The 14,037-nt window shown below is 69.3% G+C and carries 11 protein-coding genes; 5 read left to right on the plus strand and 6 right to left on the minus strand.

The window, feature by feature from the left end:
- Nucleotides 1–294: 294 nt before the first annotated feature.
- Nucleotides 295–1,530 carry a hypothetical protein gene (locus VQ03_RS02090; RefSeq protein ID WP_208605467.1) on the minus strand — a complete coding sequence of 412 codons (1,236 nt, stop codon included), beginning with the start codon at nt 1,528–1,530 and terminating at the stop codon, nt 295–297.
- Between the two features lie 267 nt (nt 1,531–1,797).
- On the opposite strand from VQ03_RS02090, the gene VQ03_RS02095 reads away from it, so the two are divergent.
- From VQ03_RS02095 to VQ03_RS02105, 3 genes are all read left to right on the plus strand, one after another.
- The gene (locus VQ03_RS02095) at nt 1,798–2,814 is read left to right on the plus strand and encodes a TRAP transporter substrate-binding protein (protein WP_048449203.1); all 1,017 of its coding nucleotides are present in this window, start codon (nt 1,798–1,800) and stop codon (nt 2,812–2,814) included.
- A gap of 136 nt (nt 2,815–2,950) precedes the next feature.
- Nucleotides 2,951–4,156, plus strand: coding sequence for an N-methyl-L-tryptophan oxidase (gene solA / locus VQ03_RS02100; RefSeq protein WP_048449204.1), 1,206 nt, complete (start codon nt 2,951–2,953; stop codon nt 4,154–4,156).
- Between the two features lie 276 nt (nt 4,157–4,432).
- Entirely contained in the window at nt 4,433–4,909 is a 477-nt protein-coding gene (locus VQ03_RS02105; RefSeq protein ID WP_048449205.1) for an Lrp/AsnC family transcriptional regulator, read from the plus strand.
- A 133-nt stretch (nt 4,910–5,042) separates the two neighbouring features.
- Here VQ03_RS02105 and VQ03_RS02110 read toward each other — a convergent pair whose 3' ends face one another.
- The 5 genes from VQ03_RS02110 to VQ03_RS02130 form a co-directional block, all read right to left on the minus strand.
- Nucleotides 5,043–6,701: an ABC transporter ATP-binding protein gene (locus VQ03_RS02110; protein ID WP_048449206.1), complete on the minus strand. Its 1,659-nt coding sequence runs from the start codon at nt 6,699–6,701 to the stop codon at nt 5,043–5,045.
- Nucleotides 6,698–7,561, minus strand: a complete 864-nt coding sequence (locus VQ03_RS02115) for an ABC transporter permease (protein ID WP_048449207.1) — start codon at nt 7,559–7,561, stop codon at nt 6,698–6,700. Before VQ03_RS02115 ends, VQ03_RS02110 begins: the two co-directional genes overlap by 4 nt.
- Entirely contained in the window at nt 7,558–8,514 is a 957-nt protein-coding gene (locus VQ03_RS02120) for an ABC transporter permease (RefSeq protein ID WP_048449208.1), read from the minus strand. The genes VQ03_RS02115 and VQ03_RS02120 overlap by 4 nt, the downstream gene beginning before the upstream one ends.
- A gap of 79 nt (nt 8,515–8,593) precedes the next feature.
- On the minus strand, nt 8,594–10,198 hold the full coding sequence (locus VQ03_RS02125) for an ABC transporter substrate-binding protein (protein WP_048449209.1): 1,605 nt from the start codon (nt 10,196–10,198) through the stop codon (nt 8,594–8,596).
- Nucleotides 10,199–11,249: 1,051 nt separating this feature from the next.
- Complete coding sequence (locus VQ03_RS02130) at nt 11,250–11,606, minus strand: cupin domain-containing protein (protein WP_048449210.1); 357 nt, start codon at nt 11,604–11,606, stop codon at nt 11,250–11,252.
- A 370-nt stretch (nt 11,607–11,976) separates the two neighbouring features.
- On the opposite strand from VQ03_RS02130, the gene VQ03_RS02135 reads away from it, so the two are divergent.
- Nucleotides 11,977–12,843: a GNAT family N-acetyltransferase gene (locus VQ03_RS02135; RefSeq protein ID WP_048449255.1), complete on the plus strand. Its 867-nt coding sequence runs from the start codon at nt 11,977–11,979 to the stop codon at nt 12,841–12,843.
- Between the two features lie 293 nt (nt 12,844–13,136).
- A complete protein-coding gene (locus VQ03_RS02140) occupies nt 13,137–14,009 on the plus strand; it encodes a GNAT family N-acetyltransferase (RefSeq protein ID WP_048449211.1) in 873 nt (290 codons plus the stop codon).
- Nucleotides 14,010–14,037 lie beyond the last annotated feature (28 nt).

The raw sequence follows: 14,037 nt of genomic DNA on the forward strand, positions 1-14,037 counted from the left end.
CAGGATCACCGTTCTCCCATGCGGGAGAGCGAGGCGCCTTCGCCGGATCTTCAGAGGAGCGTTCGACCGCGCAGGTCGGCGACCCGGCCCGCGCGGAATCGGCGCCTCCCGCAGGGCCGGGCGGCGCGATCTCAGGTCATGACGAGGTGGAGGGCAGGACGGTCCGACTTGTCTCGGCGCCCGTTTGAGGTGAATGAGGTCGTGTATGGGAAAAGAACTCCTCCGAGGCACCGGTCATCTCAGTCAAACAGGTTCTCGGATGATAAAACTGTTGCCGCTGCGGCCCTTCCCGCCTCAATAATCCCGGACCTCGTCGAACCAGCCCAAAGCCGCATCCTCGTCGATCCCCAGCGCGACCGCCCTGGGCAGCGCGCAGAACTGCACCACCGCCTCCCCCAGATCCTCCCGCTCGGTCGTCTCGATTCCCTTCATGGCGTTGAAGCGGTCGGCGAAAGCGACGATCGCGGCCTTGATGTCCGTGGCGTTCTCGGCCGTGGCGATGGCGGTGACGGCTGCGTCATAGGCCGCGTTCGCGGCTTTGGCCATGCGAGTGTTCCAGGCCGAAAACGGGCGCCCGTATTCGCCTTGCCACCACTCGGGCTTGCGCAGCTTGCTGACCGAGGCATGGTCGTCCCACGCTCGCAGCTTTTCGCGCATCTTCATCTGTGCCCTGAGGCGTTTGCCCGCCGCCTCATCGATATTGAAGGCAATGAGCCTGTCGAGATGCGGCCAGGTATCCAGCGGCGGAAGATCGGCCAGATCCGGGACGAAGCGGATTTCGAGGTTTCTGAGCGCGCGCAGCCCGGCGAGGGACTCCCAATCGGCAAAGCTTCCCCAGAGCGACAGGCTTTCCAGTCCGGTGAATGCCTGGAGTCCCTTGAGCGATATGGGCCGCCCCATCGGCTTGCCGCCCAACGTCACCGAACTCGCCCGATGCAACTGGCCGAGGTCCGGCAGGGCGTAAGGCGCCTCGCCCGCGCGCCCGAGCCGCGGCGTCAAGGCCAGCATCGCCGGCACCTCGCCCGCGGCTGCGAGCCGGGACACGTCGCCCGAAAGGCCGAGATTGTACAAGGCCGGCAGGGTGAGGTGGAGCCGTCCCGGCAGCGTGTCGAGCCGCAGGAACAGGCTATGGATGTTGGCCGCATCCGCCTTGACGCTGCGCGACTCCGCGAAAGCCGGGCTCCAGCAGAAGTGTTCGATCCGCCGGCCCTGCGACCAGCCGAAGAACGCCGTGTCATTGCCATGATAGTCGATGTGGCGCGGCCAGGGCGAACCGGCCGGCGTGATGAAGGGATCGAAGGCCGACCAGTTGATGGCCTCGTCCGCGGCGACGTGCAGGTCAGCCTTCTTCCCCATGCCGGCTCCGCCGATGACGAGCCGGCCTTGTCCCGGATTGATGGTCAGCACGTGGCTGTGTGGCCCGGTCAGGCTGATCCGGTACTGTCCCCATTCGCTCACCGAACCTTCGGGAAGGCCCGACACATCCCTTGGCGCCGTCACGGGATCACTCCTTTCCACGGGAAGGCGCACGGCGCCTCCTCTTGATACGATGCGCGGGATTGTATCGTCTCGACCCCCGACCGCGCGTGGCCGGCAGGTCGCCGAACAAGGGTTGGGACATCCCGGGCTCCTTCACCCGGCCGCCCGGCGCTCCGAGCAGCGTGGCATGGCGCAACGCTGCTTGGATTCTTGTTTTCGCATCATTCTCACCGCCGAACCGGTGACCACTTCGGCGAATGATGCTTAGCCTGGCGCCGAGGCCGGGGCGACACCGGCCGGTCGAAGGGAGGGGACAGGATGCCGACGCGCAGAACGATCGTTCAGGGGGCCGGGGCAGGCCTGCTTCTCGGCCCCCTCGCCTCCCGGCGCGCCCGGGCGGCGCCGGACGGCGTGCGGCTGAGCATGGGCTCGCCGATGCCGCAGGCTCATCCGGCCACGACCTGCCTGGTCGAGGCCCTGGACGCGATCCGGGCCGAGAGCCAGGGCCGGATCGACATCACGCTGTACCCCGACAGCCAGCTCGGCAGCGAGCTGAGCATGCAGTCGCAGCTGCGCTCCGGCGCCATCGCCTTCACCCTCACCTCGGCGAGTTCGCTGCAGACCCTGGCCCCGCTCGCCGGCATCCCGGGCGTCGCCTACGCCTTTTCCGGCTACGTGCCGCTCTGGGCCGCCCTCGACGGCGGGCCGCTGAGCGAGCGCATCCGCGATGCCCTCAAGGCGTTCGGGCTCAAGGCCTTCCGGGTCGTCGACAACGGCTTTCGCGACGTGATCACCGGCACGCGGCGGGTCGAGACCGTGTCCGACCTGCAGGGCCTCAAGATCCGGGTGCCGCCGAGCCCGCTCCTGACCTCGCTGTTCAAGGCCCTCGGCGCCTCGCCCACCACCATCAACCTCGCCGAGACCTACGCCGCCCTGCAGACCCGGGTGGCCGACGGGATGGAGAACTCGCTGCCGCAGATCGAGGCGACGCGGGTCTACGAGGTGCAGAAGTACCTCTCCCGCACCAGCCATTCCTGGGACGGGCTGTGGATCCTCGCCCATGGCCGGACCTGGGACGCCCTGCCGGGCGATGCGCGCGACCTGATCGCGCGCCATTTCGACAATGCGGTCGAGCGCCAGCGCCATGCCTTCGTGCAGATGAACTCCGCGGGCGAGGCGCGGCTGCGCGCCAAGGGCCTCGTCATCACCACGCCGGACCGCGCGCCTTTCCGGGCGGCCCTCGAGCGGGCGGGCTACTATGCCGAGTGGAAGGCCAGGTTCGGCGCGGAGGCCTGGGGCGCGCTCGAGCGCTATACCGGACCGCTCGGGGCCTGACGCCGCCGATCCTGCGCTGCCGTGCATCGGACCGGTGGCACGCCCCCTGCCCTGCCGGTCCCGGCGCAACTCCCGCCTTGCCGGGTGGCCGGTCTTTCGGGCAGCGTCGGATAAACGAAGCGAGGCAGAGGCATCGATGGGTGAGCGGGCGGACTTCCTGGTGGTCGGCCTCGGGGCCATGGGCAGCGCGGCGCTCTATCAGCTGGCCAAGAGGGGCGCGTCGGTGATCGGCCTCGACCGGTTCGCCCCGCCCCACACGATGGGGTCGAGCCACGGCGAGACCCGCATCACCCGGCAGGCGATCGGCGAGGGGCGCGATTACGTCCCGCTCGTCCTCGCCTCGCACCGGATCTGGCGCGAGCTGGAGGCGGAGACCGGCGAGAGCCTGCTCCAGGCCTGCGGCGCGCTGGTCATGGCGCCGGGGACCGGCGCGACCTCGCATCACGGCAAGCCGGACTTCGTCCGGAATTCCATCGCCGCCGCCCGAGACTTCGACATCGCGCACGAGGTGCTCGACGGGCACGAGGTGGCCCGCCGCTTCCCGCAATTCCTGAACCTCGACGGCAGCGAGACCGCCTATTACGAGCCCGGCGGCGGCTATGTCCGCCCCGAACGCTGCATCGCCGCGCAGCTCACCCGCGCGGCCGCGCTCGGGGCCGCGATCCGCACCGGCGTCGAGGTCCTGTCGATCGCCCAGGAGGGCGACGGCGTCCGGGTCGAGACCACGGCCGGCCGCTTCAGCGCCGGCGAGGTCGTGGTGTCGGCGGGGGCCTGGACGGCGCCGATCCTCGGTGCGCCCTTCGACGGGCTCCTGAGCGTCAAGCGCCAGCTCCTGCACTGGTTCGAGCTCGACGATGCCGGCGCCTACGGTCCTGGCTCGCCCGTCTATATCTGGATGCACGGCACGACCGACATCGACTACTTCTACGGCTTCCCGCCGCAAGCCGGCGAGACCAGCGTCAAGGTCGCGACCGAGCAATACGCCGCCGAGACGACCGCCGATGGCGCCGACCGCGCGGTCCATCCGGAGGAATCGGCGGCGATGTACCGGCGCCACATCGCGGGGCGCCTCGCCGGGGCGACGCCGCGCGTCGCCCGGGCCGCCGCCTGCCTCTACACCGTCACCCCCGACAGGGGCTTCATCATCGACCGGCACCCGCGCCTGAGCCGGGTCCTGGTGGTGTCGGCCTGCTCCGGCCACGGCTTCAAGCATTCGGCCGGCATCGGCGCCGTCGCGGCCGAGCTCGTGACCGAGGGGCGCAGCCGGATCGACACCCGGCCCTTCGCCCTCGGCCGCTTCCCCGGGGTGGGGAGCGCGGCGGGACCCGCGATGAAGTCCTAGCGGCTGCACCTCTCATCAAGGCTGCGATGCGCCATCACGGCACCGGACAGACAGGATCCGACGCTCACCCACGCCACGCCGATGATTCCTTCCGCGCCACCGGGTGGCGACTTCGCGATGCAATCGTTCGACCTGGCATCTTCTGGCCTTGGCATTTCCTGCCGTTCGGAGGAAGAGAGAAGGCGATCATGCCGGTGGTCGTAGCGGCGGCTCGTTGCGGGGCGGCGCGAAAGCGGCAAAACTCCTCAGCACGACTGACGAACCAGACAGATTCCCATGAAACTCGACAGGATCGATCTGAAGATTCTCTCCGAACTCCAGAAGAATGCCCGCATTACGAACGTCGAGCTCGCGGAGCGCGTCAATCTGTCGCCGAGCCCGTGCCTGATGCGGGTGAAGAAGCTTCAGAACGAAGGTTATATCGCGAACTATTCCGCACAGATCAATTTGTCGAAACTGGGTCAGGCCCTGACCGTCTTTACGGAAATCACGCTCAAGAACCACAGGCAGGCCGATTTCGCCCGGTTCCTGGCCGCCGTCGAGAAGATCGATTCGGTCATGGAATGCCATCTGATTTCCGGCGGGTACGATTACCTGCTCAAGTTCATCACCATCGACGTCGTCGAGTATCAGACGACGATGGAGAGATTGATCGACCTCGATGTCGGCATCGAGCAGTATTTCAGCTTCGTCGTTCTGAAATCGCCGATCGTCAGGACGTACCTGCCCCTCGACACGATGTTCCGGCTCTGACAGGCGGGCCGGCCCTCGGCGTGCAGGCCGCGCCAGAGCGGCGGCCGGACGCGGCGCACGCGCGCGCTGCCATATGTCATCGACTTTGCATGATTTTCTATGACGAGGCGTATCCGCCTCGTCGGCCGGAGCGTCAGCGCTGCGCGAAGGCCCGGGTCAGCTCGGGATCCTGCGCCAGGCCGTCGAGCCAGCCCGTGCGCAGCTGCGGCACGGAGGAGAACAGGAGACGCGAATAGGGCTGCGTCGGCCGGCCGTCATTCACGTCGGGGCGGAGCTGCTCGACCTTCTCGCCCTTGTACATCACCACCACCTCGTCGCAGATCGCCCGCACGGTCTCGATGTCGTGGCTGATGAACAGGTAGGACAGCGACAGCTCGCGCTGCAGTTCCTTCAGGAGGTCGATGATCGCCGCAGCCACCACGGTGTCGAGCGCGGAGGTGATCTCGTCGCACAGGATCAGCTTGGCGTCGGCCGCGAGGGCGCGGGCGAGGTTGATGCGCTGCTTCTGGCCGCCCGAGAGTTCGCCGGGACGACGATGGCGTAAGGGCCGGGGCAGCCGCACCATGTCGAGCAGCTGGTCGATCCGCGCCTCGCGCGTCCGCCCGCCCAGGCCGTGGTAGAAGGCGAGCGGCCGGCCTAAGATCTCGCCGATCGACTGGTGGGGATTGAGCGCGGTGTCGGCGGACTGGAAGACGATCTGGAGGTCGCGCAGGTCCTCGGGGCGGCGCTGGCGGAAATCCGGTGCGAGCGGCCGGCCCTCGAGCAGGATCTCGCCCTTCGCCGCCGGCAGGATTCCGGCGATGACCCGGGCCAGCGTGGACTTGCCGCAGCCCGATTCGCCGACGATGCCGAGGTTGCGCCCGCGGGCCAGTTCGAGGCTGACGCCCTTGAGGATGCGCAGGGCCGGAAGGCCGTTCGCGTCCCTCTTGCCGTAGCCGGCCACCACGTCGCGCACCACGAGGAGCGGCGCCTCGTCCTGATCGAGGCGGGCCGGGCGCGGCGCCGCGCCCGGCCGGAAGGCCGCCAGGAGCTGGCGCGTATAGGGGTGCTGCGGCCGCTCCAGGATGTCCGCCGTGCGTCCCGCCTCCTGGATCTCGCCGTGGCGCAGCACGATGATCCGGTCGGCGATCTGCGCCACGACGGCGAGGTCGTGCGAGACGTAGACGCCCGCGATGCCGCCTTTGCGCATCACCGCCTTGAAGGCGCGCAGCACCTCGACCTGGGTGGTGACGTCGAGGGCGGTGGTCGGCTCGTCGAAGATCACGAGCTTGGGGTCGCCGATCAGCGCCATGGCGGCCGACAGGCGCTGGAGCTGGCCGCCGGAGACCTGGTGCGGATAGCGCTCGCCGATCGTTTCGGGGTTGGGCAAGGCCAGCGCCCGGAACAGCCCGACCGCCTTGGTGCGGGCCTCCGCCACCGGCATCGAACCGTGGATGCGCACCACCTCGACCACCTGGTCCATGATCGTGTGGGCGGGGTTGAAGGCGGCGGCCGCGCTCTGGGGCACGTAGGAGACGAGGGAGCCGCGCATCCGCGCCCGCTCGCCCTCGGAGAGCGCCCCCATCTCGACGCCGTCGAGGGTGACGGTGCCGCCGGTGACCCGGCAGCCGGGGCGGGTATAGCCCATCAGGTCGAGGGCGATGGTGGTCTTGCCCGAGCCGCTCTCGCCGATCAGGGCGACGATCTCGCCCTCGTCGATGTCGAACGAGACGCCGCGGATGATCTCGACGATGCGGCCGGCATCGGTGCGCGCCTGGATTCTCAGATCGCGGACTTCGACGAGGCGGCTCATGCGTCTGCGCTCCGGTCGCGGATCTTCTGGGGCAGGTTGTCGATCAGCAGGTTGACGCTGATCGTCAGGCTCGCGATGGCGAGCGAGGGAAAGATCACCGCCGGGGCGGCGAGGGACAGACCGCCGATATTCTCCTTCACCAGGGCGCCCCAATCGGCGTTCGGCGGCTGCACCCCCAAGCCCAGGAAGGACATGCTGGAGAGGAGCAGCACGATGAAGACGAAGCGCAGGCCCAGATCGGCCAGGACCGGGCCGACGATGCCCGGCAGGATCTCGGCGCGGATGAGGTAGCCGAGCCGCTCGCCGCGCACCCGCGCCACGGTGACGTAGTCCATGGCGTTGACGTTGACGGCGAGCGCCCGGGCGAAGCGGTACGAGCCCGGGGTGTAGATCACCGCCAGCGTCAGGATCAGGACCGGCATCGAGGAGCCGATCGCCGCCACCAGCACCAGCGCCATGATCTTGCTCGGGATCGAGATCAGCGCGTCGAGGAAGCGGCTGAGCGCCGCCTCGAAGGCACCGCCGATCACCGCCGCCGCCATGCCGAGGGTGACGCCGGTCAAGCAGGCGAGCGCGACCGAGGCGAGCGAGATCCCCACCGTGTAACGGGCGCCGAACAGGATGCGCGAGAGCACGTCGCGCCCGAGATAGTCGGTCCCCATCGGGTAGGCGGCCGACATCGGCTGGAAGAAGTCGAAATCGACGATCTCGCCGACCGGATGGGGCGCGATCAGGGGCGCGGTCACCGCGACGACCGCCCAGGCCAGGATCACCAGGAAGGCGACCGCCCCGACCGGGCTGATCCGGTAGCCGAGGCGCCAGCGGCGCACCGGTCGCGTGCTGGACAGGGAGACGCTCATGCGTGGCGCAGCCTCGGGTTGGAGACGATGGTGACGATGTCGGCGATGGTGATCAGCAGGAGGTAGGCGAAGCAGAAGATCATCGCGCAGCCCTGGATCAGCGGCAGGTCGCGGGTCGCCACCGCGTCGAGCATCAGCTTGGCGATGCCCGGATAGTTGAAGATCGTCTCGACGATGATGACGCCGCCGAGGAGGTAGGACAGGGACAAGGCCACCGCGTTGACGATCGGCCCGAGCGCGTTGGGCAGGGCGTGGTGCAGCACCATGCGGCGGCGCGAGGCCCCCTTCAGCAAGGCCATCTCGACGTAAGGAGCGCTCAACGTCTCGATCACCGCGGCCCGCGTCATGCGGATCATCTGCGCCGAGATGACGAAGCTGAGCGTGATCACCGGCATGGCGAACGCCTTGATCAGCCCCGCGAGCGTGGTCACGTCGCCGGTCATCGACAGGGCCGGAAGCCAGCCGAGAGTGACCGCGAAGACGATCACCGCGAGCGTCGCGACCATGAATTCGGGGACCGAGATCACCGCGATGGTGACGACCGCGACGAGGCGGTCGACGAGGGTGCCGCGCAGGATCGCCGCGGTGATGCCGAGCGTCAGGGCGACCGGCACCGAGAGCGCGGCGGTCACGCCCGCGAGCTTCAGCGAGTTCGCCAGCCGGTTGCCGATCAGCTCGGCGACCGGGATGCCGTTGACGTAGGAAACGCCGAGATCGCCGGTCGCGAGGTTCTTCAGCCAGAGCAGGAAGCGCAGGGCGGCCGGCTGGTCGAGATGCATCGCCTGGCGCAGGCCCGCCACGGCCTCGGGGGTCGCCGACTGGCCCAGCAGGATCTGGACCACGTCCCCCGGCAGGAGAGTGGTCGCGCAGAAGATGACGATGGCGACGATCAGCAGCGTCATCAGGGTGACCACGATGCGTCCCGCGATCATGCGGAGGATGAGAGAGTTCATGGACGACCCATGCGCTGCTTCTGGCACGAGGGCCCTGGCGGGTGACGGATCACCCGCCAGGGCCCGCTGAGGATGGCGGTCAGGCCCCGAACCAGGTGTATTCCGGCAGGGTGTAGCCCATCATGCCGCCGAGCGGGTTGGCGACCAACCCCTTGAGCTTCGGCGTCACGCCGTCGAGGTTCGACTGGAAGGCCGGGATCACGGTGCCGGCCCCGTTGGCCACCATCGCCTGCATGTCGCCGTAGATCTGCTTGCGCTTAGGCAGATCGAGGAGGCCGCGGGCCTCGAGCAGCATTGCGTCGAACTTCTCCGACTTGTAGCGGCTCTCGTTCCACGGCGCGCTCGACTGGTAGAACAGCGAGAACATGATGTCCGGCGTCGGCCGAGCATTGATGTTTCCGGCGGAGAACGGCTCCTTGAGCCAGTAGTTCGACCAGTAGCCGTCCGCAGGCACGCGGTCGATCACCAGGTTCAGGCCGATCTTGCCGCCGGCCTGCTGGAGCACGGCAGCGTAGTCGGCCGAGCTGCTGGCGGCGTCGGAGACCACGATGCGAACCTCCGGGCCGAGGAGGCCGGCCTTCTGGAACAGCGACTTGGCGCGCTCCGGATCGAACTCGCGCTGCTTCAACTCGGCGTTGTAGTAGGGGCTCCACGCTGGGATCGGCTGGTCGTTGGCGATCTCGGCGAGGCCGCGCAGCACCGACTTCTGGATCACCGGACGGTTGATCAGGTACTTGAAGCCCTCGGCGACGCCGGCCTTGTCGCCGGGCGCGAGGTCGAGCCGCAGGTTGAGGTTGGTGTAGGTGGCGAGCTTGCTGACGAAGGGAGCGATCGACGCGTTGCCCTCGATGACGCGCAGCGAGCGCGGGTTGAGGTTGGCGCCGACATGGACGTCGCCGGAGAGGACCGCGTTGAGGCGCGCCGGCTCGTCGGCGATCGCGAAATACTCGAAGCTGTCGAAGTACGGACCCTTCTTGAAGTAGTTCGCGTTGCGGGCCATGACCGAGCGCACGCCCGGCTTGAATTCCTTGAGGATGAAGGCGCCGGTGCCGTTGCCCTTGGAGAAGTCGGTGGTGCCGTCGGCCACGATCATGAAATGGTGCAGGCCGAGGATCGTCGGCAGGTCGGCATTGGGCGCGGCCAGCGTGATCGTGACCGTCAGGTCGTCGGCCGTGACCTCGGTGATCTGCTTGGCGAGGGTGGCGACCTTCGAGCCGGTGGCAGGATCGAGGTGGCGCTTCAACGTGAAGACGACGTCCTTGCCCGTCAGGCTCTTGCCGTCGTGGAAGGTCACGCCCTTGCGCAACTTGACGGTCCAGGTCTTGGCGTCGGTGCTCTCGACGCTCTCGGCCAGTTCCATCCGCACCAGGCCGGCGCCGTCGATGAAGGTCAGGCGGTTGTAGAGGGCGCAGCAGCGGGTGTAGTCGGTGGCGTTCGAGGCCTTGGCCGGATCGAGCGTGTCGGCGGTCGAGGCCGCGAAGCCGGCGATCTTGAGGTGGCCGCCCTTCACCGGCTCGGCCGCCAGCGCCGCGCCGGCCCGGCCGAGGATCGCGCCGCCGGCCGAGAGGGCGACGCCGCCGCCCAGCAGCATCCGCAGCAATTCGCGCCGGTCGGCGCCGCGCCGGATGGCATTCTCGACCATCGTGTCGTCACCCGGAGTCCAGTTGGCAATCGGGTCGCTCATTGCATTTCTCCTGGTTCGACGATGGTCGGCCGGCGGCTCGGCGGGAAGGGGAGGACGGGTCGCCGCGGGCCGCTCTTCCGCGTCGGTGGCCAACACGAGGATGCAGGCGGATCGGTCGTCGGAGCCCGGGGAACGGGCGACATCCGATCTCGCGGGACTTGCCCAAAAGGTACCGTGCCGCTCCACGCCCGGGGCGGGAGGGCCTTTCCGACGCCGCCGTGGATCCGGGCGGCGGCAGGTGATGCTCCGCGGATGGCGAAGGCCGGCGCCATCCGAGTCTGTCCGGTGCCCTCGCCCTCCGCAATCCTTGGAGGATCGATGCCCGGCCCGGTTCTCGATGCAAGCAGTGTGGCGGAGCCGCCTCGTGAATTGCACCGAAACGACGGAGAGGGACGGCACAAAATTGCGAATATGCGGTCCCGGCAAAATTTATGCGGCACCCCGTCGCGCACGCATCGCGCGTGCTGCAGCGGTAGCCCCGGGAGCGAGGCCGGTCGTGGCCCGCCCGGTGGGCCGCCGCGCGCAGTCGAGGTCGGGTCTATGCCCGCCGATATGCAGAATAGCGGGGGTCCGACATCGCCGGAGGAGTGGCGCAGATGCCGTGCCTGGAGGAAAGCCCTCGGCGTGACCATGATCCCCTGCGGGGATTGGCCGGCGATAGTACGGAAGGGCGGGGATGGGACATGCAGGCTGCCGCCTCGCCGGCATCGGGCGGGTCGCCGGCCCCCCGGCCCTGCCGCGAGCCCGGCACGACACGCAACATTCTGCCGTCCCGGCGTCGTCGGGCTCCGATCCGGGCTTCGCGCGGCATCGGGGCGCCGTCTGGCATGTCCCCTCCCCTGCTCCGGCCCCGCGGAACGGACTTCCGGTGACTTCCGTCCCCCTGCCGGTGCAGGGCTCGTCCGCGAGAAGGTCGGGACATGATGGGGCGCGGATCGTCCCGCCGCTGCAAGGGAGAAAGGATCGCGCGCCGGCCCTGCGGCAGCCGAAAAAAGGCGGCCTCGCGGCCGCCTTCTCACATTCGCGAAGAGGGCCCGATGCCGGGCCACGCTCACTCGTAGACGCAGACGTAGATCTTGCGCACCGTCTCGATCGTCCGCCAGATGCCGACGAAGCCGGGCTTCATCACGAAGCTGTCGCCGGCCCGATAGGTCTTGGTCTCGCCGCCCGTCTCCTCGATCTCGACCAGGCCGGAGAGGATGTGGCAGAACTCGAAGGTGGTGCCCTTGATCGAGTGGGTCTCGCCCGGGGTGGCCTCCCAGATGCCGCTCTTGATCATCCCGTCGCGGGACTCGTCCTGCGCCCAGGTCTTGAACTCGGGCGAGCCGGCGATCAGGCGCTCGGGCAGCGGCAGGCCGGGCTTCGGCTCGAATTGCGGGTCGGTGTCGATGGTGACGAGAAGGGACATGCCTGTTTCCTCGGCGTGAGAGCCCTGCGGCGAGCCCGGCCGGCCATCGGCTGGCCGGCTGCGACGCGGCGGGTCGCTATCATGGCGGCGTGGAGGGCTGGAGAGGGCGGACAGCGCGCGGCGCATCGCCCGCCTCTCCTCGAACCACCTCGACCCTATCGACGAAAGCCGGGGGCTCCTGCCGTAAATCGGGAGGCTTCGGGCGAAAATTCCGAAAACCGCCCAATCTCCAGCGGAAATGTCGGCGCGATCCGGCGCATCTTACGGCGAACGGTGGCGTCATGGAGAGGCGGCACGGGCCTCGGGTCCGGGTCGCGCCCCGAGGTGCCGGCCGAAAGGAGTTGATGTGGTGACGACGTCCCTCAACACGATGCGGCTGAAGTCCTTCGAGCTTGCCCCGCAGGACATCGCCTCCGTCGACGTGGACGCGCTCCACGCCTTGTCTCTCGGCGTCGAGTGGCCGCATCGCCCGAGCGACTGGGACGCGCTCCGGTCCCTTGGACACGGCATCGTCGCCCTGGACGCGATCGGCCGCGTCTTCGGCTCGGCGATGTGGTTTCCCCATGGCGAGGATTGCGCGACCATCGGCATGGTCATCACGACGCCGCGGGTTCAGGCCCATGGCGGCGGGCGCTGGATGATGGACCGCCTCCTCGAGGAATGCGGCGACCGCCGGCTGATCCTGAACTCGACGCGCGCCGCCTATCGCCTCTACGTCTCGCTCGGCTTCGAGCTGCAGGCGACGGTCTATCAGTGCCAGGGCTACGCCACGCCCTGGGCCGCCTCGGTCCCGGGCCTCGCGGAGGATGTCGAGGCGATCGCGCCGGCCGGGATCGGCGAGGTCGAGGCCCTGGACGCGGCGGCGTTCGGAGCCGCCCGGCCCCGGTTGATGGCGCATCTCGCCGAGACGGCCGAGATCCGCGGCCTCCGCCGCGACGGGCGCCTCGTCGGCTACGGCATGCGCCGCGCGTTCGGGCGGGGCTGCGTCATCGGCCCGGTCGTGGCGGAGAGCGAGGAGGATGCCGTGAAGCTCGTCGCCGCCCTGCTCGTCGGTCTCGATGGGCAGTTCGTCCGCCTCGACACGCGGCAGCCCTCCGGCGTGCTCCGCACCTTCCTGGAAGCGGCGGGTTTGCGCCTGTTCGACACGACGAAGACCCTGACCCGTGGCGCGCCGCTCCCCCCGGTCGAGCCCGGGCGTCCGGGGATCTACGGCCTGGCAGCCCATGCCTTGAGCTGAGCCTCGTTCACGACGATCCCGCCGACCTGCCGTCGCCGCAGCAAGAGACGATGATGATCTGACCTTTTTCGGACGGCGCACGGCAGCGATCGTCGGATCGTTCGCCGGCCCGGCGAAGACGACGACGCAGAACGATCAATCCAGCCGGGGCTGCACCTTGCGGCTCCGCTCGGACCGCCTGTGCCCGACTGGACGATGCGCGAAAGCCGTCGGTCTCCGGCGGACGCCGTTCGCGACCGATGGGCGGGCCTCGCCCGCCCCATCCTGCAACCCGCGCGAGACACCCTCCGACCATGGACACCGCCACCCTCCTCCCGGAAAGCCGGACCGAGACCGATCCGGTCGCCCTGGTGCCCTTCGCGGCGGCGCATCTGCCCGGTGCCTTGGCGCTCTCGCAGGAGCTGTCCTGGCCCTACCGGCTCGAGGACTGGGACTTCGCGCTTCAGGTCGGCCGGGGCTTCGCCCTGGAGCGCGACGGTGCGGTGATCGGGACGGCGGCGTGGTTTCCCGATGGCGAGGACCACGCGACCGTCGGCATGATCATCGTGTCGGGCGCGGCGCAGGGACGGGGCTACGGGACGCGGCTGGTGGAAGCGCTGCTCGCGGCGGCCGGACCGCGGACCGTCCTGCTCAACGCGACCGCCGAGGCGCGCGCGCTCTACGCGCGTTACGGCTTCAGGCCGGTCGGCACCGTCCGGCAGCATCAGGGCCCGTACCGGCGTCACCGCGCGTCCGTGCCGGACGCGGATGTCCGGGCGATGGAGCCGGCGGATATCGAGGCCGTCGCGCGGCTCGACCGGGAGGCGACCGGGTTCGAGCGGCGCGCGATGCTGGACCGTCTGATCGCGGCCGGCGAGGGATCTCTCCTCATGCGGGGCGGCGTCCCCGCCGGCTATGCGGTCTCCCGCCTCTTCGGCCGGGGGCACGTCATCGGCCCGGTCGTGGCCGGGAGCCCGGACGAGGCGCGCCGCCTGATCGAGGCGGCGCTCGCCCCCCTCGACGGCCGTTTCGTGCGGATCGACGCGCCGGACGCCGCGCAGCTCTCGCCGTGGCTGACGGAGATCGGCCTTCCCCAGGTCGGCGATGCCCTCACCATGGTCCGCGGCGCCGTGCCGCCGACCGGGCCGGCGCGGCTCTTCGCCCTCGCCAACCAGTCGTTCCACTAGGACAGCCGCGACGTCGGCCGACGCCGCC

Source organism: Methylobacterium tarhaniae (assembly GCF_001043955.1).
In the GTDB taxonomy this organism is placed as follows: Bacteria; Pseudomonadota; Alphaproteobacteria; order Rhizobiales; family Beijerinckiaceae; genus Methylobacterium; species Methylobacterium tarhaniae.